The following is a 19,131-nucleotide window of genomic DNA, read 5'->3' on the forward strand; positions in this document are numbered from 1 at the left end:
CGAGGAACAGGCGAGACGACGGCATGGCAACCCCCAAGAGCCCGAACACGCTTCGCTATATGGGAAGGGCTTCCGTCTTTTTCGATCCCGCGCCGATAAGTCTGCTTAAAGACGATTGTCAGTTGTCGGACAAATCGGCACTCTGACGCTCGCGGAAAAGAACCAGAACGAAAGCGTGTCGCACCGCGAGGCGCGCGCGAGGGGAGTGACATGACGCAACCTGTTTCGCCGAAGGTCAGGCGCATGCAGCGGCTGGCTTTGCTGCTGCTGCTGGTGACCGGCGCCATCAACTATCTGGATCGCCAGACGCTCGCGATCGGCAATCCCGAAATCCGCGCCGAATTGGGCCTCAGCATCGAGCAGATGGGCTATCTGCTGGCCGCCTTTTCCTTGAGCTACGCCTTCGCGCAATTGCCGACCGGGGGCTTGGTCGACAAGGTCGGTCCGCGCAAGCTGCTCGGTATCGGGTTGGCGATCTGGTCGGTCGCCCAGGGCTTCGCCGGCTTCGTCAGCGGCTATAGCCAGTTCTTCTATGCGCGCATCGTGCTGGGCATCGGCGAGGCGCCGCAATTCCCGACCGGCGCGCGCGTCGTGTCCAACTGGTTCAACGTACGCGACCGCGGGCTGCCGACCGGCATCTTCAATTCGGCCTCGACGCTCGGACCCGCGCTGGCACCGCCGCTGCTGACCTGGCTGATGCTGACCTGGGGCTGGCGCGCCATGTTCATCGCCATGGGCGTGCTGGGCGTGATCGCCGCGATCATCTGGTACGCCTCCTATCGCGATCCGGGCGAGACCGACATCACGGAAGCCGACAAGGCGGCGATCCAGGAAGGCGAGCCGCCGCGCACGGCCGGCGTGAGCTTCGCCCAATGGCTGCGCCTGTTCCGCTTCCGCACGACCTGGGGCATGGTGCTGGGCTTCTTCGGCACGGTCTATCTGATCTGGCTCTACCTGACCTGGCTGCCCGGCTATCTCGAGATCGAGCGGCACATGAGCGTGATGAAGACCGGCATCTATTCCTCGGTGCCGTACATCTTCGGCTTCATCGGGTCGATCGTCGGCGGCGCCGTGTCCGACTGGCTCGCGGCCCGCGGCCACACCCCGATGATGAGCCGCAAGATCCCGATCATCTGCGGCCTGTTCGGCATGGCGCTCTTCACCATCCCGGCCGCCTTCACCGACAGCTGGCAGATGGCGCTCACCTTCATCTGCCTCGCGGTCTTCTGCGGCAACGTGTCGAGCGCCTGCAGCTGGGCGCTGGTCACGGCAGCGGCGCCGCCGACCTACGTCGCGTCCATCGGGTCCATCCAGAACTTCGGCGGCTATCTGGGAGGCACGCTCGCTCCGGCACTCACCGGCATCATCGTGCAGCGGACCGGATCGTTCATCCCGGCGCTGATCGTCGGTGCCGGCATCGCCGCGACGTCGGCCCTGATCTACACCTTCGTGGTCAAACGCCCGATCTCGGGCGCGGACCTCGAAGCGCTCACCTGATGAACTTGGTACATCATCTGATGAACTGGTCGACGTAGTCGCCCAGGCCGACGGCATGGTAGTGCCGTCGGCACATCTCGATCTTGGTGAAGACGTCCTCGTACCCGTTCATCTGGCCGGCTTCGTCCAGATAGATCATGGCGCCGGAGATGGTGAAGAACGTAATCATCTCCGGCACGCCCTCGTCGACCACCAGGGTGTGGATCTCGCCCGGCGGCTCGTAGACGAAGCTGCCTTCGGTCGCGACCCAATCATGCTCCAGGTAGCGCCAACTGCCCTTGATGACGTATCCGGTGACGATCATCGGATGGCGATGGCGGCTCAGCACCCCCGACTTGCGCACGCGCAGCAGGTTCGACCAGCCACCGCTGACCGTGTTGAACAACAGCGGGCGAAACCAGACATTGTCGGCCTGGGGCACCCAGACCCGCTCGTCCTCCGGCATCGCCTGGACCGCGATCTCCGGCTGGATGCCGGCAGCCTGCTGGAATTTCACGGCTGGCATGGATGCTCTCCTCAAGCGACCGCATAGCCGCCGTCGACCGGCAGCACGACGCCGGTGACGAAGGCCGCGGCCCCGGAACATAGAAACACGACGGCGCCGCCGATATCCTCGGGCCGCCCCCAGCGGCCGAGCGGGGTGCGCGCGACGATCGCGGCGCTGCGGGCCGGGTCCTCGCGCAGAGATCCGGTCAACGCCGTCTCGATCCAGCCGGGCGCCACCGCATTGACGCGGATGCCGTCGGACGCCCAGGCGATCGCCAGGCTCTTGGTCAATTGCGCGATGCCGCCCTTGCTGGCGCTGTAGGCGGGGGCCGCACCGCTGCCGAAGAAACTCAGCATCGAGGCGATGTTGACGATGGCGCCGCCGCGCCGGGCCAGCAGCGGCCGGCATGCCGTGGCGAGCCGCATGGCGCCGGTCAGGTTGACCTCGATGACTTTCTGGAACGTCTCGACCTCGAACTCGCCGCCAGCGCGCACGATCATCCCGGCACCGTTCACCAGGATGTCGAGCCGCCCCAGCCCATCGACCAGATCGGTCACCGCCCGATCGTCGGCCACGTCGAGCGCGCGGACCCGGATGCCCTGGAAGGCCGCGCCCGCTTCGGCTGCAGCGACTTCGGCGCCGCCGAGCCCGGTCGCCAGCACATCGGCGCCGGCGTTCCGCAGCGCCTGGGCGATGGCGCCACCGATCCCCCCGGTACCGCCTGTCACCATCGCCGTCAGCCCATCGAGCCGCATGCCGCTTCCCTTCCCCGTTCTTTCCGGCAGGGTGTCCTCCGCTCACGGCGGTTGTCAACGACCGGCCGCCGCCAATAGTCTGATGAAAAGTGACGCACGAGGAGCGAAGCATGATTGCCGTCGATTGGGGAACCTCGAGCTTCCGGGCCTATCGGCTCGGTGCGGACGGCACGATCCTCGCAACCGTCGCATCGCCGCGCGGCATTCTGAGCGTGGCCGACGGCCGGTTCGATGCCGTGTTGCGCGAAGAGGTCGGCCCCTGGCTCGACGCCGAACGGCTGATGCTGCTGTCCGGGATGATCGGCAGCCGGCAGGGCTGGCGCGAGGCGCCCTACGCCCCCTGCCCGGCCGGCGAGCCGGAAATCCGGGCGGCCCTGACCCGGCTCGATTTCGATTGGCCCGGCCAGGCATGGCTGGCACCCGGCCTGACCTGCCGGTCGAACGGCGTGCCCGACGTGATGCGCGGCGAGGAGGTCCAGATCCTGGGCGCACTGGACGCGCTCGACCGCGGCACTGGTCTCGTGTGCCTACCCGGCACCCATTCGAAATGGGTGCGGGTCGAGGACGGCCGGATCACCGGTTTCCAGACCCATATGACCGGCGAGAGCTTCGCAGTCCTGCGGCAGCATTCGATCCTCGGCCGCCTGATGCCGGCGGCGGACGCGGAATCGGACCCGGACGACCAGGCCTTCGCCGCCGGGTTGGCGCGCGCCAGGACCGAGGGCGGGCTGCTGCACCATCTATTCGGCGTGCGCAGCCTGGGCTTGATGGGCGATGTTCCCACCGAAAGCCTGCCGGCCTATCTTTCGGGCCTGCTGATCGGCCATGAATTGGCAGCGACCGTGGCGATTGTCGGCCCGGTGCATCTGATCGGCAACGACACCCTGACCCGGCGCTATGGTCAGGCCCTGACTCTGTCGGGCCGGGTGGCCCTGCCCATGGCGCCGGACCGGGCCGCAGCCGGGCTCCATCTCCTGTCGCGAGGATTGTAAACGATGATCGATCTCAAGACCGCCCTTGCCCGCTGCCCGCTGGTCGCGATCCTGCGCGGCATCACGCCGGACGAGGTGGCGCCGATCGGGGCGGCACTCATCGATGCCGGCTTTGCCATCATCGAAGTGCCGCTCAATTCGCCAGACCCGTTCGCCAGCATCGCGCGCCTGGCCCATCAGTTCGGCGATCTGGCATTGATCGGCGCCGGAACGGTGCTGACGCCGACCCAGGTCAACGACGTCAATGCGGCCGGCGGGCGGTTGATCGTCATGCCCCACGCCGACACCGACGTGATCCGCGCGGCCAAGGCGGCCCGCATGGTGGCGCTTCCCGGATTTGCCACGCCGACCGAGGCCTTCGCCGCGATCCAGGCGGGCGCGGATGGCCTGAAGCTGTTCCCGGCCGAAGCGAACCCGCCCAACGTCCTGAAGGCGATGAAGGCGGTGCTGCCGCCGGACGTGCCGATCCTCCCGGTCGGCGGCATCACCCCGGACCGCATGGCAGCCTACTACCAGGCCGGCGCCACCGGCTTCGGCCTGGGATCGGCCCTCTACAAGCCGGGCGACACGGCCCGGGAAGTGGCCGTCGCCGCCAGCAAGTTCATCGCGTCATTGCCGAGAGGTTGAACGGTCGAAGCTCAGCGCCTGCCATAACGGGAACCATAGGCGACCCCGTTGGGAACGACGGCCTGCCCGATCGGGAACAGCGCGATCGGCACCAGCTTCAGGTGCACCCAGGCAAACGGCAGGCCGATGATGGTGACGGCATAGCCCGCCGCCAGCACCAGATGGCCGAACGCCAGCCACCAGCCAAAACAGACGAACCAGATCAGGTTGCCAAGCAGCCCCAGTGGGCCGGTGCCGATATCCTCGCGGCCCGACAATTCGTCCCGGGAAACGGCGGTCTGGCCGAACGGCAGCAGGGTATAGAACCCGATGTTGAAGGCGGCTCGCGCCCAGGGCAGGCCGACGATCGATAGCGCGAACAGCAGGCCGGCCAGAAACCACGCGCCGCCGGTCAACAGCCCGCCGCCCAGGATCAACCACAGGATATTCAGAATCAGGCTCACAACGTCCTCCCTCGTCGAAACGGCAAGCGGTCGCGGGACACGTTGCACAAGCAGCTGTCATATTTGTGCGATACAGCCAGGTTGCAATATGCCATGGAAGGACCGACCCGATGATGGACATCGTCGAGGCGACCGAGGCCTACGAGACCTGGGCCTTCGCCCAGATCCCCAAGCTGCGCGCCGATCTCGCGCGCAAGCATGCGGCGATGGCTGCGGGCCCCTTCCCGTTCCTGCGCGCGACATATTACCGGTGGGCCCAGCTCTGGCCGAAGCTGTGCGAGGACCTGGCCGATGCGCCGCGCGTACTCGCGGTCGGCGATATCCATGTCGAGAATTTCGGCACCTGGCGCGACATCGAGGGGCGGCTCGTCTGGGGCGTCAATGACTTCGACGAGGCGCACATGGCGCCCTACACGCTCGATCTGGTGCGCCTTACCGCCTCGGCCCTGCTGGCGCTGGAGGCTCACCAGGTCGACGCGGCGCGCGACCGGATCGCCGAGACGATCCTCGCGGGATATCTGAAGCACCTCGAAAGCGACGCGCGCCCGTTCGTGCTCGAAGAGCCCAATCGCTGGCTGCGCAAGCTGGCGTTCGGCGAGTTCCGCGATCCCGAACCGTTCTGGGCCAGGCTCAACAACCTGCCCGGCGCCGAGGACACGATCCCGCACAAGCTATGCAAGCTGTTGGAGAAGCGCTTTCCGCAGACCGGCCTGGCGCTGCGGTTCGTCCACCGCACCGCCGGCCTCGGCAGCCTCGGCCGGCCGCGCTATGTGGCGCTGGCCGACTGGCACGGCTCGACGATCGCACGCGAGGCGAAGGCACTGCTGCCGTCCGCCTGGGTCTGGGCGCGCGACAAGGGGCGCAAGCGCATCCGATACAATGATCTGCTGGCCCGGGCGATTCGCTGTCCGGATCCCTATGCCGGCGCCATCGACGGCTGGATGATCCGGCGCCTGGCGCCGGAAAGTATCGGAATCGACCTGACGGCCTTGCCCAAGAAGAAACTCGAGGAACGGCTGCTGATGGCGATGGGTGCCGAACTCGCGAACATCCATCTGGGCACGGAAAGCGCCGGCGACGCGATCCGCAAGGACCTGAACGGCCGGCGCCGCTCCTGGCTGGAACGTGCCGCCGACATCACGGCCGACCGGCTGCGCGGGGATCAGGCAGTGTGGCGGGCGGCGCAGCACGCGGACTGACGGTCGAAAAGACTTGGCTGACCGGCGCGCGAACGCAAGGATGCGGGCCCGACCGCCCGAGACATCGCCACCGCTTCATGCTGTTCAACTCGCTGCCGTACATTCTGGGCTTCCTGCCCCTGACCCTGGTCGGCTGGTTCGCGCTGGCGCGGGTCAATCCGCGCGGCGGGCGGCTGTGGCTGGCCGGTGCGTCGCTGCTGTTCTACGGCTGGTGGGACTGGCGCTACCTGGCGCTGCTGCTGGGCTCGATCGCCTTCAACTACGGCGCCGCCCGGCTCATCGCCGGCGCCGGGTACCCGAGGCGACGCATCCTGCTCGGCGCCGCGATCGCGGTCGACCTGGCGCTGCTCGGCTGGTTCAAATATGCCGATTTCTTCCGCGAGAGCCTGGCGGCGCTGGCCGGAACCGCCTGGGCACCGCTGGGCGTGGCATTGCCGCTCGGCATTTCGTTCTTCACCTTCACGCAAATCGCCTTTCTGGTCGACACCAGCGCCGGCAAGGTGCGCGAGGCGGACCCGCTCGACTACCTGTTGTTCGTGACCTTCTTTCCTCACCTGCTGGCCGGTCCGGTGCTGCATCACGCCGAGATGATGCCGCAATTCGCCGATCCGCGGACCTCGCGACCGCGCGCAGAGATGATCTCGACCGGCCTGACCCTGTTCATGATCGGCCTGGTCAAGAAGGTCGTGCTGGCCGACGGCATCGCACCGGTGGCCAGCCTGGTGTTCGACGCGACCGCCCAGGGCGGCTCGCCCGGCCTGGGCGAGGCCTGGGCCGCCGCCCTCGCCTACAGCTTCGAGCTCTATTTCGATTTTTCCGGCTATACCGACATGGCGCTGGGTGCCGCCCGCCTGTTCGGCATCGTGCTGCCACTCAACTTCGCCTCGCCCTACCAGGCGGCGAGCCCGATCGAGTTCTGGCGGCGCTGGCACATGACCCTGTCGCGCTTCCTGCGCGACTATCTCTACATCCCGCTCGGCGGCAATCGCCTGGGCCCGGCGCGCCGGCACATGAACCTGTTCGTGACCATGCTGCTGGGCGGCCTGTGGCACGGCGCCGCCTGGACCTTCGTCGCCTGGGGCGCTTTCCACGGCGTGCTGCTGATCGTGAACCACGGCTGGCGCTCGATGGTCGGGCGCCTGGGCCTGGGCGGCGTGACCGCGAAGCCGCCGGCCCGGCTGGCCGGCTGGGCCCTCACCTTCCTCGCGGTGATGCTGGGCTGGGTGCTGTTCCGGGCGAACGGGTTCGATACGGCGGGACGGATGTTCGCCGCCATGGCCGGCCATGGCGGCAGCTTCGCCGCCCTGTTGCCCGGCGCCGAGGTCTGGGTCGAGTTGGCGGCGCTGGGCGCCGTGGCCTTCCTGCTGCCGAACAGCCAGAGCCTGGTGCTGGGCGGGCCGGAAGCCTGGCGCCGGCTCACTTGGCGCCCGTCGCCCGCCTGGGCGCTGGTCCTGGCGCTGGGCTTCGTCGTGGCGCTTGGCCAGATGTCCGACGTCAGCCCGTTCCTGTATTACCGCTTTTAAAAACAGCACGACGTCCGGATTGACGAGCAGCAATCGGGAGCGCACAATCGCCGGTAGGTTAAACCTGTCTTAATGAGAAGAGGGACCAAAAATGGTCGCCGTCTCGTCGCTCGGCTTTTCCGTGTACGAACAATACACGTCGAATACAAATGCCGATGGATCGACCAGTCAAACGGGCGCGCTAGAGGCCGGAGTCACCGTCGGAACCGACGATGGCTCGCAATATGGCTCCGCCATCGTGCTGGACATCAAACAGAAACCGGCCTCCGATATCCTCAAGGCCGGCCTGCGCGCGGTCAACACGCTGACCCAGGTTGCAAATTACGCGCGCACCCAGGCGCCGAAGGATGCGGCCGCCAGCCGCCTGGCCCAGGCGATCCAGGAATTGCGCGCGCTCAATCTGGTCGGTGGCGGCCTGCGGGCCGTGCAGGAAGCCGTCCGGATCGCTCAGGATATCGCGGGTGCCGTGCGCGACCTGGCGTCCGCCGAACAGGCGATCGCCCAGGACGGTGGCTCTGGTGGCATTTCCGACGCCGCCGGTGCCGGTGCGGCCGAGGCGGCGGCAGCCAGCGCCGCCGCACTCGGCGGCGGTGCCACGCCGGCGACCCCTGCAAGCCAATCCGGCGGCACGGCATCCGGCGGCACGGCCGGCTCCGGCGCCAAATCGACACCGGCCGCCGTCGAGGCCGGCTATTCCGGCCAGGTCGGCAATGCCGTGACCGGCCTGATCGCCGGTGAGGCGGGTCTCGGCACCGGGGCATCGGCCGATCACAAGGTCACCTCCGGTCTCGCGCAGGCGATCGTGGCGCAGTTGCAGTCGAGCGGACTGCCGGTCAACGGCTCCACCCTGGTCAAGGCGTTGCAGGATCTGATCGCGAACCCGCTGCGAGGCGCCCAGGAACTGCAGGAGAGCGCCAAGCAGGCCGGGCTCAACGTCAGGGTCTCGACCTCGCTCGACGTCAAGAATACCCTGACCGATCCGCGTAGCGCCGCCGCTTCCGGGGTTTCCGCCGGCGCGGCGGCCGCCGCGATCGACGATCCCTACGACGAGCTGATCAAGGATGCCGTCGCAGCCCTGGCCGCGATCGGCAAAGGCCTGAAGAAGGCGCTGCCGCCGCTGCTGAACTCGCCCAATAAACGGATCGCGCACGAAGCCCGCAAGGCGCAGGACAAGTTCGCCCAGGCCGTCGTCGACACGGTGGAATCGATCGGCGGCTATTACAGCGCCAAGGGCGAGATCGAGGCGAACGGCGGCAGCGACGGGACGCCCAGCCCGGCGACCAGGGCACAGATCGATGCCGCGGACGCAGTCATCAACGGCCCGAACGAAGGCAACGACCAGGGCGGCACGGTCGCCGGCGATGCCGGTGTGAGCGGTGCCGATACCCAACTGGGCAACGCGGCGATCGGCGACGACGGCGCCGCGACGATTGCCGCCGGCTCGACCGCCGGCACGTCGATCGGCATCCATGTCAGCGTGAACATCGAGGTCTGACGCCCGGGCGCCGATGGCGGCGCGGCTGGAAACCTGCTATTGCCGGTCGAGCTTCTTGCCGTCGCCAGGGTCGTCCGCTTGCATCAACGCTATGCCTTCCTGCTGATCCTGTTCTCACTGATCCTGGCAGCCGGCCTCGCCCTCTATGGACGCTCGTTCGAACCGCTGTCCGGTGACCTGACCCGTATCGGCTGGCGCAGCGAGAACGACTTCGGCTGGACCCGGCCGGAAGAGCATTTCGATCCGCTGGCCGCCAAGCTGGGCAATCTCGACGTCCCCTATGACGTGGTCGCGATCGGCGACAGCTTCACCGGCGAATCGCCGTGGCACCCCGGCACGACCTGGCCGCATTTCCTGGCCCATGACACCGGGCTCAAGGTTGCTATTTTCGACAGCGACGACGACATGGTCGGCCGCCTGCTGGCCAGCGACCGTTTCCGGTCCGACCCGCCGGCCGTGGTGATCTACGAGATCGTCGAACGCAACCTGGTGCCCAACCACCGTAGCCGGCCGGCCGACGCCTGCCCGGACGCGATCGCGCAGCCGGCCGTCACCCTGACGCCGGGTCCGCCGACGGCATCGCCCGTTCCGGTGACGCGTCCGACCGCGCGCGCCTGGACCGACTGGCCGGCGTCCTATGCCGCCGCCTACCTGACGCAGAACCTGCGCCGGCGGATCATGGGGCGCGAGACGACCAATTCCGTCGAATTGGACCTGACCCGGGGCGGGCTGTTCTCCAGCCGGGCCGATCGCGAATTGCTGGTCTATGGCGAGGATTTCAACAAGCTCGGCTGGACCGAAGCGGATTGGCGGGGTGCGGCCTGCAATCTGCTGCGGATGCAGGCGCGGGTCGAGGCCAACGGCAAGACCCTGTTCGTCGCCATGGTGGCGCCCGACAAGCTTACCGCCTATGGGCCGTTCCTGGCGGCCCCGCAATTCCGGCGGATCTCGCGGCTCGACCTGCTCGCCCAATACCCGGCGCTCAACCTGGTGCGGTTCGACCGGGATTTCGACCCGACCGACCATGTCGACCTGTACCTGCCGAACGATACCCATTGGTCGACGACTGGCCATCGCCTCGCGGCCCGTCTGGTCGAGCGGTTGCTGATCGCCAAGGGTGCGCTGCCGCCGTGAGTCTTATTCCGCTCGCGCGTCGTAGGCCGATCGGGCGGCCAGGATGGTCGGGCGGTTCTTCAGCGCCCATTCGCCCATTCCCTGCAGCATCGTAATCAGGGTCTGTCCCAGGTCGGTCAGTTCGTAATCGACCCGCGGCGGGACCGTGGGGAATACCGTCCGCGTCACGAGGCCGTCCCGCTCAAGCCCGCGCAGCGTCAAGGTCAGCATGCGCTGGGAAATGCCGTTGATGCCCCGTTTCAACTCGTTGAAGCGCATCGGGCCGCCCGACAGCATGCGCACGATGAACACGGTCCATTTGTCGCCGATCCGCGCCAGCACGTCGCCGACGAGCCGGCAATTCGAAGGCTCATGATTGTTCCCTAGGCTCACGAATGTGCCTCCTTGCGCGGTTCCGGGCCAGTCATCAATTTAGCCCCAGTCACAAAATGTGACTACCTCCCCTTCCTGTCAACGCAAGGCTGTTCCCCATGAGCCAGATCCTTTACGTCACGGCGAGCGCACGCGGCGCCGCCTCCCACTCGACCCAGGTCGCAACCGCCCTGGTCGCCAAGCTGCAGGCCGAACGGCCGGACGCCACGCTGGTCACCCATGATTTCGCGACCAATCCCCTGCCCCATGTCGGTGAGGATTACGTGCTGGGCCGCACGCTGGCGCCCGAGCTGCGCAGCCCGACCCAAGCGAGCGCCGTCGCGGCCTCCGACGCGCTGATCGCCGAGTTGTTCGCGACCGACGTCATCGTCATCGCGACGCCGATGTATAATTTCGGCATCCCCTCGACCCTCAAGGCCTGGATCGACCATCTGGTGCGCGTCGGGCATACGTTCGCCTATGGCGCCAACGGGGCCGAGGGTCTGGTCAAGGGCAAGAAGGTGTACATCGTCGCGGCGCGGGGCGGCCTGTATCTGGAAGGCCCGATGACCGCCTATAATTTCCAGGACGCATATTTGAAGACGGTGCTGGGCTTCATCGGCATCACCGACGTCGAGGTGATCCCGGTCGAAGGCATTTCCTTCGGTCCGGAGGCCGCCGAGAAGTCGGTCGCCGCTGCGCTGGGCCAGGTCTCCGCGCTCGCGGCCTGACCCGAACGAACGCGAGCCCGGCCATGGCCGGGCCCGCATTCCGTGGGCGCTACTTCAGGACGACCGGCTTGGTCCAGTCGTGAGCGTCGTTGGTCTCGCCATACTGGATGCCGACGATCGCGTCATACAGCTTCTGGGTAAGGGCGCCCGTCTTGCCGCCGTTGATGACGATCTTCTGGCCGCGATAGCCCAGTTCGCCGACCGGCGAGACGACCGCTGCCGTGCCCGTGCCCCACATTTCCTTGAGCGTGCCGGCCTCGGCCGCCGCCAGCACTTCATCGATCGAGACCTGACGCTCCGAAACCCTCAGGCCCCAGTCGCGCATCAGGGTCAGGATCGAATCGCGGGTGACGCCGGCCAGGATCGAGCCGTTCAGCGGCGGTGTGATCACTTCGTCGCCGATCTGGACCATGATGTTCATGGTGCCGACCTCGTCCAGGTACTTGTGATGGACGCCGTCGAGCCACAGCACCTGGGTATAGCCGGCCTTCTTCGCGACCTCGGCGCCATAGAGGCTGGCCGCATAGTTCGCCGCCGTCTTGGCCGCTCCCGTGCCGCCCGGCACCGCGCGGACATATTCGTCGGTCGCCAGGATCTTCACCGGGTTCATACCCTCGGCATAGTACGGGCCGACCGGCGACAGGATCAGGTAGTAGCTGTAGCGCTTGGACGGGCGCACGCCCAGGAACGCTTCCGACGCGAACACGAACGGACGCAGGTACAAGGACGTGCCCGGCTTGGACGGAACCCAGGCCTGGTCGACCTCGATCAGTTTGTCGAAGGATTCCAGCACCAGCTCGACGTCGAGCTGGGGAATGCACAGCCGCTCGCACGAAATGTTCAGCCGTTCGGCATGCTTGCGCGGACGGAACAGGCGGATCGTGCCGTCCTTGCCGCGGTAGGCCTTCGACCCGTCGAACACGGCCTGGGCGTAATGCAGCACCGAGGCGGCCGGATCCATCGAAAACGGGGCGTAGGGCACGATGCGCGGATCGTGCCAGCCTTTGCCGTCCTCATAATCCATGACGAACATGTGGTCGGTGAACACCGTGCCGAAGGTCAGGCTGTCGTCAGACGGGCGCGGCTTAGGCTGGGTCGTGCGGGTGATGGCGATATTGGTCATCGACGTGCGGTCTCCTGGTCCCCAAAATCTCGTTGCCGGCATCGAAGAGGCGGCCGTTCCCGGCATCATGGCACCGCCGGTGGCGAATCCGTGTTGATCTTCGCTCAATCCGGCATCGACTTCTTGGATGGGGTTGCCGCTGGAGCCAGGCCCTGGTCCCAATAGGGTTCCTTGCCGATCCGTTCGGCCAGGAAGTCGGTGAACAGCCGGACGCGGGCCGCCAGGTTGCGGGTCGGCGGATAGACCGCATGGATGGCGCCGTCCTTGGTCGGCCAATCGGCGAGAACGCGCACGAGTTGCCCCCTGGCGATCGGGCAACCGACCAGGAAGCTCGGCAGGATCGCAACGCCCTGCCCGGCAAGGACCGCGGCCAGGATCAGGTCGCCGTTGTTGGTAACGAGCCGGCCGCGCACGTTGACCGGCACCCACTCGCCGTCGATCAGGAACGGCCAAGAGTCCGGGCGATGGCTGCCGGAATAGAGCACGCATTCATGGCGCTCCAGCTGCTCCGGTCGGGTCGGCGTGCCATGGCGGTCGAGATAGTCCTGGGTGGCGCAGCAGATCGTGAGCGACGGCGCCAGGCGCCGGGCGATCAGCGAGGAATCCGGCAGGCGGCCGATGCGCAAGGCCATGTCCCAGCCGCCGGCGACCAGATCCAGGTGCCGGTCGTCCAGATCGATATGCACCTCGAGCGCCGGGTGCGCCGCCATGAATTCGAAGATCGCCGGCTGCAGGTGCATGAGCGCGAAGCTCAACGGGGCCGCGATGCGCAAGGCACCGCGCAGCTCCGTGCCGTGACGCGTCGCCCGCTCCTCCGCCTCCGCCGCCTCGCCCAGCGCGCGTTCGGCGCCGGTGAGGAAGCCTGCCCCCGCCTCGGTCAGCGACAGGCGCCGGGTGGTGCGGTTGATCAGACGCACGCCAAGCCGCGCTTCCAGGTCGGCGACCCGCTGGCTGACGATCGATTTGGACAGGCCCAGCCGCTGGGCGGCCGCGGTGAAGCTCCGCGCCTCCGCCGTGCGGACGAAGGCCTGCATTTCCTCGAAACGCCCCATGATTGGATCAACTCGCCGAACAGTGTGTTCCGGAACCAGCGGATTATCCGGAAATCGCAAACAGCCTACCTTCAGGGCGATGAATTTCCCATCGCCGTTTCAGGAGCGATTCCATGAGCAAGGTTCTGGTTCTCTACTACAGCAGCTACGGCCACATCGAGACCATGGCCGATGCCATCGCCGACGGCGCCCGTTCGGTTGCCGGCACCACGGTCGACATCAAGCGCGTGCCGGAACTGACGCCGCGCGAAATCGCCGAAAAGGCCCATTTCAAGCTCGACCAGAAGGCGCCGATCGCCACGGTCGACGAACTCGCCGGCTATGATGCCATCATCTTCGGCACGCCGACCCGGTTCGGCAACATGGCGGCCCAGATGCGCAACTTCCTCGACCAGACCGGCGGGTTGTGGGCGAAGGGCGCGCTGATCGGCAAGGTCGGCAGCGTGTTCGTATCGACCGCGAGCCAGCATGGCGGCCAGGAGACGACCGCGACCTCGTTCCATTCCACCCTGCTGCACCATGGCATGGTCATCGTCGGCGTGCCCTATTCCGAGCCGCGCCTGGTCGACAACAGCCAGGTCAGTGGCGGTACGCCCTATGGCGCCTCGACCATCGCCAACGGCGACGGCTCGCGTCAGCCAAGCGAGAACGAGCTGGCGATCGCCCGGTTCCAGGGCGCCCATGTCGCCAAGATCGCGGCCAAGCTGGCGGCCTGACCGCAGGTCGGCCGGGATCCCCGCGGATCCCGGCCGCTATTCCAGCAGCGCCTCCAGATCGATCGCCGCCGCCATCGCCTGATAGCCGGCCCGGTTCGGATGCAGCCAGTCGCCCGGCCCGCCGATCGTGCTGTCCGGCACGAATTCGGCGCGCATGCCGCCCGTGGCCGGGTCCAGGATCGCCCGGTCGAAATCCGCAACCCCGTCGAACAGGTCGCTCTCGCGAATGAAGCCGTTAAGGCGCCGGCGCTTGGCATCCTGCCCGGCATCGCCATGGGCGGGGCTGATGCTGCCGAGCGCCGTCACCGCGGTGGCGCCGATCACGCGCACGCCCGGGATATGGGCGCGCAGGCGGGCGATGCCCCGCGTCATGCCCTCGATGACCGCCTCGGCCGAGGCCTTGCCGTTCCCGCCGAAATCATTGATGCCTTCCAGCCAGATGACCGTCGTCACGCCCGACAGGCCGATCACGTCGCGATCCATTCGGTCGAGCGCCGACGGACCGCCCGGAAACGGTTGGGCATAGTCCGCCGGCCCAATTACTTGGTTGCCCCCGATGCCGGCATTTGCCACGGCGACATGCCGGATGCCCCGCGCCTGCAGGCGCCGCAGCAGAACATCGGGCCAGCGGTCGTCGCCATTCAAGGTCGAGCCGGTGCCATCGGTGATCGAATCGCCGAAGCAAACGATCAACCTGGTTTCCGCCGGGGCCGCCATGTCGACCGCGTCGAGGAAGAACCAGGACGTCGTGGTGAACGGGAATTCGAGCACCCCGTCAGAGGCGCCCCGCGCGCCGGCACCAGGCGCGGTCAGGTAGGACGTGGTCAATCCCTTGGCATGCCAGGTCATCGGGCCGCTTTCGCCCGCTACATGCAGGCTGACCGCCAGCCGGCGGCCGAGTAGCGCCGGATCGCCGGCACCGGCGACGAACGGCAGGTCGACCGGGTCGCTCCAGATCCAGTGGCGCGGCGGCACCGTGACCGAACGCCCGCCCTCGAACGTCACCGGTCGATTGCTGCCCGGTTCCACCACCGAACCGGAGCGCTGCAGGCCGACATGCACACCGTCGAACGTTACCGGGCGGACACCCAGCGCATTGGACAATCGCAGCCGGGCCCGCGGTCCCCACAGGCTCGGTCGAACCATCAGCCGAAAAGTCTGGTCGCGGGCGCCGAGCTCCGGATTGGGTAAGGCGAAGCGCAGGTCGGGCTGCGCCGACGGATTGCCGATCGGATAAGGGCCCTGCACGGACCCGGCCCAGCTCGTGACCCAATGAGCCATTCGCGTGCAATTCCTTCCGGAAGGAGTTTCACAAAACAACAAATTGCATATGTTAATATACTGCTTGACGGCTCGCCAACCACCGTCTAGCTTTGTCCGACAGCGCCGATTTGAGCAACAGCTTGCGGGCGCTTTACAAATGCAGCTAAAGCGAGGCGTCACAACCGCCCCGGCAAAAGCTGCGGCGGTTTTTTGTCGCCGCGGAGGACCTGTTCCCCCGACGAAAAGCCGTCCGTCCTTTGATCAAGGGGGCGCCGGCGATCGTCGCCGCGCCCCGTCCGAGAGGGTGCGTGCGTCATGACCGGGTTTTCCAATCTCCTTCGCCGAACCCTTGCCGCCACAGCCATGCTGGCCGCCTGTGCCGGCGCCGCGAAGGCCGAGCCGCTCGACGTGCGGCTGGACTACGCCTATTACAATCCGGTCAGCCTGGTGCTGAAGGACAGGCATTGGGTCGAGGATGCCCTCGGCCCCGACGTGCATGTGACCTGGATCCTGAGCGCCGGCAGCAACAAGGCGCTGGAATTCCTCAACGCCCAGAGCCTGGACTTCGGCTCGACCGCCGGCTCCGCCGCCCTGCTCGGCCGGGCGAACGGCAATCCGATCAAGGCGATCTACGTCTATTCCAAGCCCGAATGGACGGCGCTGGTCACGAGCGCCACGTCGCCGATCCAGACGGTGGCCGATCTCAAGGGCAAGCGCATCGCGGTCACCCGGGGCACCGACCCGCATATCTTCCTGCTGCGCGCGCTCGCCGGTGCTGGCCTCACCGAGCATGACGTCAAGATCATCCCGCTGCAGCATGCCGACGGGCGCCTGGCGCTCGACCGCGGCGATGTCGACGCCTGGTCCGGCCTCGACCCGTTCATGGCCCAGGCCGAGCTGGAGACCCACGATCGCCTGTTCTTCCGCAATGCCGATCTCAACACCTACGGCATCCTGAACGTCCGCGAGGCATTCCTGGCGGCTCACCCGGACGTGGTCGAGAAGGTGCTGGCCGCCTATGAGCGCGGCCGGCATTGGTCGCTCGAGCACAAGGCGGAACTGGCGCAGACGTTGGCGACAGCCTCCAAGCTATCGCCCGAGGTCGCGGCCCGGCAGCTGGAGCGCACCGACCTCAGCTCGCCCGTCCTGGGTGACGGTCCGCGCCAATCGATCGCAGCGGCGGCCGGCGTGCTGAAGTCGAGCGGCGTGGTCGATGCCTCGGTCGACCTCGACCAGGTGCTGGCGCAATTGTTCGAGCCGCGCTTCACGCAGAAATTCGCGAGTACGAAATGACCGATCTCGCCTATCTGCCGGGGATCGGCGGGGTCGCGCGGAAGCCCGGCGTGCTGCCGCCGAGCCTCGCGGGCTGGATCCTGCCGCTGGTGCTGGTCGGCGTCTGGGAAGCGGCCGCGCGCGCCGGGGTGGTCGCCCCCAACCATCTCCCGGCGCCGAGCATCGTCGCCGTCACGATCCTGCATCTGGCCCAGAGTGGCGATCTGGCCAGTCATCTCACGGCGACGATCGGCCGGTTGGGCGTGGGCTTCCTGCTGGGATCCCTGGCCGGAACGATCGCCGGGGCCCTGACCGGCGCCTCCCGCCCGATCCGGCTGCTGGTCGACCCCCTCGTCCAGGGGCTGCGCAGCGTGCCCTCGATCGCCTGGGTCCCGCTGTTCATCCTGTGGCTCGGCATCTTCGAGGCGTCCAAGGTGGCATTGATCGCGGTCGGCGTATTCTTCCCGGTCTATCTCAACCTGATGAGCGGCATCGCCGGCGTCGATCGCAAGCTGATCGAGGTCGGGCGCGCCCATCGTCTGTCGCCGTTCGAACTGATCCGGCGCGTGTTGCTGCCGGCCGCGCTCCCCGCCTACATCGTGGGCCTGCGTGGCGGCCTCGGGCTCGGCTGGATGTTCGTGGCCGCGGCCGAGTTGATGGGCGCCAGCGAAGGGTTGGGATTCCTGTTGGTCGACGGCCAGCAGACCGGCCGGCCGGCGGTCGTGATCGCCGCCATCCTGCTCTTCGCCCTGCTGGGCAAGCTCAGCGATCTCGTTCTGGCCCGCGTCGGGCGCGGGCTTACGGCCTGGCAGGATACGGAGGCCGGCCGATGAGCGCGCTGCTGGAAATTCGCGGCCTTGCCAAGCGCTTCGACGGTCGCCTCGTACTGGGTCCCTTGCATTTTGCCTTCGAAGCCGGCGAGACCGTCGCCGTGATCGGCCGCAGCGGCTGCGGCAAGAGCACGCTGCTGCGCCTGATCGCGGGGCTGGACGCGCCTAGCGCCGGCACCGCGACCCTGGCCGGACAGCCGATCCGGCCGGAGGACGTGGCGATCGTGTTCCAGGAGCCGCGGCTGATGCCCTGGCTGTCGGTCGCGGGCAATGTCGGCTTCGGGCTCGGCCACTTGCCGAAGGTCGCCCGGGCGGAAGCGGTCGCCGAGGCGCTCGACGTGGTGGGCCTCGGCGAGGCCGCGACGAAATTGCCCAAGCAACTGTCGGGAGGCATGGCGCAGCGTACCGCGCTCGCCCGCGCCCTGGTCGTGCGGCCGCAACTATTGCTGCTGGACGAGCCGTTCAGTGCGCTCGACCCCTTGACCCGGGCCGGTCTGCAGAACCATCTGAGCGAGGTCCGCGACCATTACGGGCCGACCGTCTTGCTGATCACCCACGATATGGACGAAGCGCTGGTGCTGGCCGACCGGATCATCGTGCTCGATGGCCCGCCGGGCCGGATCGTCGCCGAATTCGCGCCCCGGCTGCCTGCCGGCATCAAGCGCACCGCGCCGGCCTTCCAGCGCTGGAAGGACCGCCTGATCGACGTGCTCGGCCCGAGCGCCGCCCCTGCCACCGGCACGATCACCAAACTCGAGGAACACCGCCATGCAGTCTGACACCCTCCGCGCGCTCCAGGCCCCCCTGAAGGCGCAATACAAGGAAGACGCGGCGGCGGCCCTGGTGACGTTGAAGGCGTCGGGCGACCTCGATGGCCCGGGCCTGACCTGTAAGATCGACACCGGCCGCGCACTGGTCGAGGCCGGGCTGCATCCGGCGACCGGCGGCGACGGGCTGTCGGCCTGTTCCGGCGACATGCTGCTGGAGGCGCTGGTCGCCTGTGCCGGCGTCACCTTGCGCGCGGTCGCGACGGCACTCGACATCACGCTGCGCGGCGGCACGGTCCGGGCGGAGGGCGATCTCGATTTCCGCGGCACGCTTGGCGTCGACAAGACGGCGCCCGTGGGCTTCGCGGCGATCCGGCTGGCATTCGACCTCGAAACCGACGCGTCGGCCGAAGAATTGAAGACTCTGCTGAAACTGACCGAGCGCTATTGCGTTATCTACCAAACGCTGACGGCACCGCCGCCGATCGCGGTGTCGCTCGACGCGGCCATTTCCAAGACCGAGGGGGAACCAGCCTATGCGTCCTTATGAACGCGCCGGCATCGAGCCCGATTTGCACGAGCTGCTGAGCGATCCGGTGCTGCACGCCGTCATGGACCGCGATGGCGTTAGCGCCGAGATGCTGCGCGCCGTCGTTCGCATCGCCCAGGTGCGCCTGGGTCTGGCTGTCGCCTGCGAACTGGTGTCGGACGAGGCTCCGGTGGTGGAGGGATGGCGAATGCCGGCCATCTCCGGCGGGCGCGACGGCGCCGGCCATTGGGCGGGTGCCGGGCGATGTCGCACCAGCGGGCCGCTCCGCCTGAAATGCGCATAAAGATCGACTGATCCCGGACCGGCGCACGGGCGAACCCAGGG

At 67.6% G+C, this 19,131-nt stretch carries 21 protein-coding genes; 14 read left to right on the forward strand and 7 right to left on the reverse strand.

Features of this window, described 5'->3' with window-relative positions; translation table 11 throughout:
* Positions 1-210: 210 nt before the first annotated feature.
* Entirely contained in the window at positions 211-1,497 is a 1,287-nt protein-coding gene (locus VGV37_RS14120) for an MFS transporter (protein ID WP_326880333.1), read from the forward strand.
* Positions 1,498-1,510: 13 nt separating this feature from the next.
* Here VGV37_RS14120 and VGV37_RS14125 read toward each other — a convergent pair whose 3' ends face one another.
* Both VGV37_RS14125 and VGV37_RS14130 read right to left on the reverse strand, forming a co-directional pair.
* Positions 1,511-2,002, reverse strand: coding sequence for a 2,4'-dihydroxyacetophenone dioxygenase family protein (locus VGV37_RS14125; RefSeq protein ID WP_326880334.1), 492 nt, complete (start codon positions 2,000-2,002; stop codon positions 1,511-1,513).
* A gap of 11 nt (positions 2,003-2,013) precedes the next feature.
* Complete coding sequence (locus VGV37_RS14130) at positions 2,014-2,739, reverse strand: SDR family NAD(P)-dependent oxidoreductase (RefSeq protein ID WP_326880335.1); 726 nt, start codon at positions 2,737-2,739, stop codon at positions 2,014-2,016.
* A gap of 110 nt (positions 2,740-2,849) precedes the next feature.
* Here VGV37_RS14130 and VGV37_RS14135 point away from each other — a divergent pair, with 110 nt between their 5' ends.
* Both VGV37_RS14135 and VGV37_RS14140 read left to right on the forward strand, forming a co-directional pair.
* Positions 2,850-3,731, forward strand: coding sequence for a 2-dehydro-3-deoxygalactonokinase (locus VGV37_RS14135; protein WP_326880336.1), 882 nt, complete (start codon positions 2,850-2,852; stop codon positions 3,729-3,731).
* A gap of 3 nt (positions 3,732-3,734) precedes the next feature.
* A complete protein-coding gene (locus VGV37_RS14140) occupies positions 3,735-4,358 on the forward strand; it encodes a 2-dehydro-3-deoxy-6-phosphogalactonate aldolase (RefSeq protein WP_326880337.1) in 624 nt (207 codons plus the stop codon).
* A gap of 11 nt (positions 4,359-4,369) precedes the next feature.
* Here VGV37_RS14140 and VGV37_RS14145 read toward each other — a convergent pair whose 3' ends face one another.
* Positions 4,370-4,801 (reverse strand): YccF domain-containing protein, encoded by a 432-nt coding sequence (locus VGV37_RS14145; protein WP_326880338.1) that lies wholly within the window; start codon positions 4,799-4,801, stop codon positions 4,370-4,372.
* Between the two features lie 110 nt (positions 4,802-4,911).
* Between VGV37_RS14145 and VGV37_RS14150 the strand changes: the two genes are divergently transcribed.
* From VGV37_RS14150 to VGV37_RS14165, 4 genes are all read left to right on the forward strand, one after another.
* A complete protein-coding gene (locus tag VGV37_RS14150; RefSeq protein ID WP_326880339.1) occupies positions 4,912-6,000 on the forward strand; it encodes a DUF2252 family protein in 1,089 nt (362 codons plus the stop codon).
* Positions 6,001-6,077: 77 nt separating this feature from the next.
* Entirely contained in the window at positions 6,078-7,523 is a 1,446-nt protein-coding gene (locus VGV37_RS14155) for an MBOAT family protein (protein ID WP_326880340.1), read from the forward strand.
* Between the two features lie 238 nt (positions 7,524-7,761).
* Positions 7,762-9,018, forward strand: coding sequence for a hypothetical protein (locus VGV37_RS14160; RefSeq protein WP_326880341.1), 1,257 nt, complete (start codon positions 7,762-7,764; stop codon positions 9,016-9,018).
* A 39-nt stretch (positions 9,019-9,057) separates the two neighbouring features.
* Complete coding sequence (locus tag VGV37_RS14165; RefSeq protein ID WP_326880342.1) at positions 9,058-10,152, forward strand: hypothetical protein; 1,095 nt, start codon at positions 9,058-9,060, stop codon at positions 10,150-10,152.
* Between the two features lie 3 nt (positions 10,153-10,155).
* Here the strand turns inward: VGV37_RS14165 and VGV37_RS14170 are convergent, their stop codons facing one another.
* On the reverse strand, positions 10,156-10,524 hold the full coding sequence (locus VGV37_RS14170; protein ID WP_326880343.1) for a helix-turn-helix domain-containing protein: 369 nt from the start codon (positions 10,522-10,524) through the stop codon (positions 10,156-10,158).
* Positions 10,525-10,622: 98 nt separating this feature from the next.
* Here VGV37_RS14170 and VGV37_RS14175 point away from each other — a divergent pair, with 98 nt between their 5' ends.
* A complete protein-coding gene (locus VGV37_RS14175) occupies positions 10,623-11,234 on the forward strand; it encodes an FMN-dependent NADH-azoreductase (protein WP_326880344.1) in 612 nt (203 codons plus the stop codon).
* Positions 11,235-11,283: 49 nt separating this feature from the next.
* Here VGV37_RS14175 and VGV37_RS14180 read toward each other — a convergent pair whose 3' ends face one another.
* Both VGV37_RS14180 and VGV37_RS14185 read right to left on the reverse strand, forming a co-directional pair.
* Positions 11,284-12,357, reverse strand: a complete 1,074-nt coding sequence (locus VGV37_RS14180) for a branched-chain amino acid aminotransferase (protein ID WP_326880346.1) — start codon at positions 12,355-12,357, stop codon at positions 11,284-11,286.
* A gap of 104 nt (positions 12,358-12,461) precedes the next feature.
* Entirely contained in the window at positions 12,462-13,409 is a 948-nt protein-coding gene (locus tag VGV37_RS14185) for a LysR family transcriptional regulator (RefSeq protein WP_326880347.1), read from the reverse strand.
* Positions 13,410-13,522: 113 nt separating this feature from the next.
* Here VGV37_RS14185 and wrbA point away from each other — a divergent pair, with 113 nt between their 5' ends.
* A complete protein-coding gene (gene wrbA, locus VGV37_RS14190; RefSeq protein ID WP_326880348.1) occupies positions 13,523-14,125 on the forward strand; it encodes an NAD(P)H:quinone oxidoreductase in 603 nt (200 codons plus the stop codon).
* A gap of 36 nt (positions 14,126-14,161) precedes the next feature.
* Here wrbA and VGV37_RS14195 read toward each other — a convergent pair whose 3' ends face one another.
* Positions 14,162-15,406 (reverse strand): GDSL-type esterase/lipase family protein, encoded by a 1,245-nt coding sequence (locus VGV37_RS14195; protein WP_326880349.1) that lies wholly within the window; start codon positions 15,404-15,406, stop codon positions 14,162-14,164.
* 297 nt (positions 15,407-15,703) lie between these two features.
* On the opposite strand from VGV37_RS14195, the gene VGV37_RS14200 reads away from it, so the two are divergent.
* The 5 genes from VGV37_RS14200 to VGV37_RS14220 are packed head-to-tail and all read left to right on the forward strand — an operon-like array spanning position 15,704 to position 19,090.
* Positions 15,704-16,681 carry an aliphatic sulfonate ABC transporter substrate-binding protein gene (locus tag VGV37_RS14200; RefSeq protein ID WP_326880350.1) on the forward strand — a complete coding sequence of 326 codons (978 nt, stop codon included), beginning with the start codon at positions 15,704-15,706 and terminating at the stop codon, positions 16,679-16,681.
* A complete protein-coding gene (locus VGV37_RS14205; protein ID WP_326880351.1) occupies positions 16,678-17,493 on the forward strand; it encodes an ABC transporter permease in 816 nt (271 codons plus the stop codon). The genes VGV37_RS14200 and VGV37_RS14205 overlap by 4 nt, the downstream gene beginning before the upstream one ends.
* Positions 17,490-18,269, forward strand: a complete 780-nt coding sequence (locus VGV37_RS14210; protein ID WP_326880352.1) for an ABC transporter ATP-binding protein — start codon at positions 17,490-17,492, stop codon at positions 18,267-18,269. The genes VGV37_RS14205 and VGV37_RS14210 overlap by 4 nt, the downstream gene beginning before the upstream one ends.
* Complete coding sequence (locus VGV37_RS14215; protein ID WP_326880353.1) at positions 18,259-18,807, forward strand: OsmC family protein; 549 nt, start codon at positions 18,259-18,261, stop codon at positions 18,805-18,807. Before VGV37_RS14210 ends, VGV37_RS14215 begins: the two co-directional genes overlap by 11 nt.
* Positions 18,794-19,090, forward strand: a complete 297-nt coding sequence (locus VGV37_RS14220) for a hypothetical protein (RefSeq protein WP_326880355.1) — start codon at positions 18,794-18,796, stop codon at positions 19,088-19,090. The genes VGV37_RS14215 and VGV37_RS14220 overlap by 14 nt, the downstream gene beginning before the upstream one ends.
* Positions 19,091-19,131 lie beyond the last annotated feature (41 nt).

The sequence above is a fragment of the Aliidongia sp. genome (genome assembly GCF_035943795.1).
Classification (GTDB): Bacteria; Pseudomonadota; Alphaproteobacteria; order ATCC43930; family CGMCC-115725; genus Aliidongia.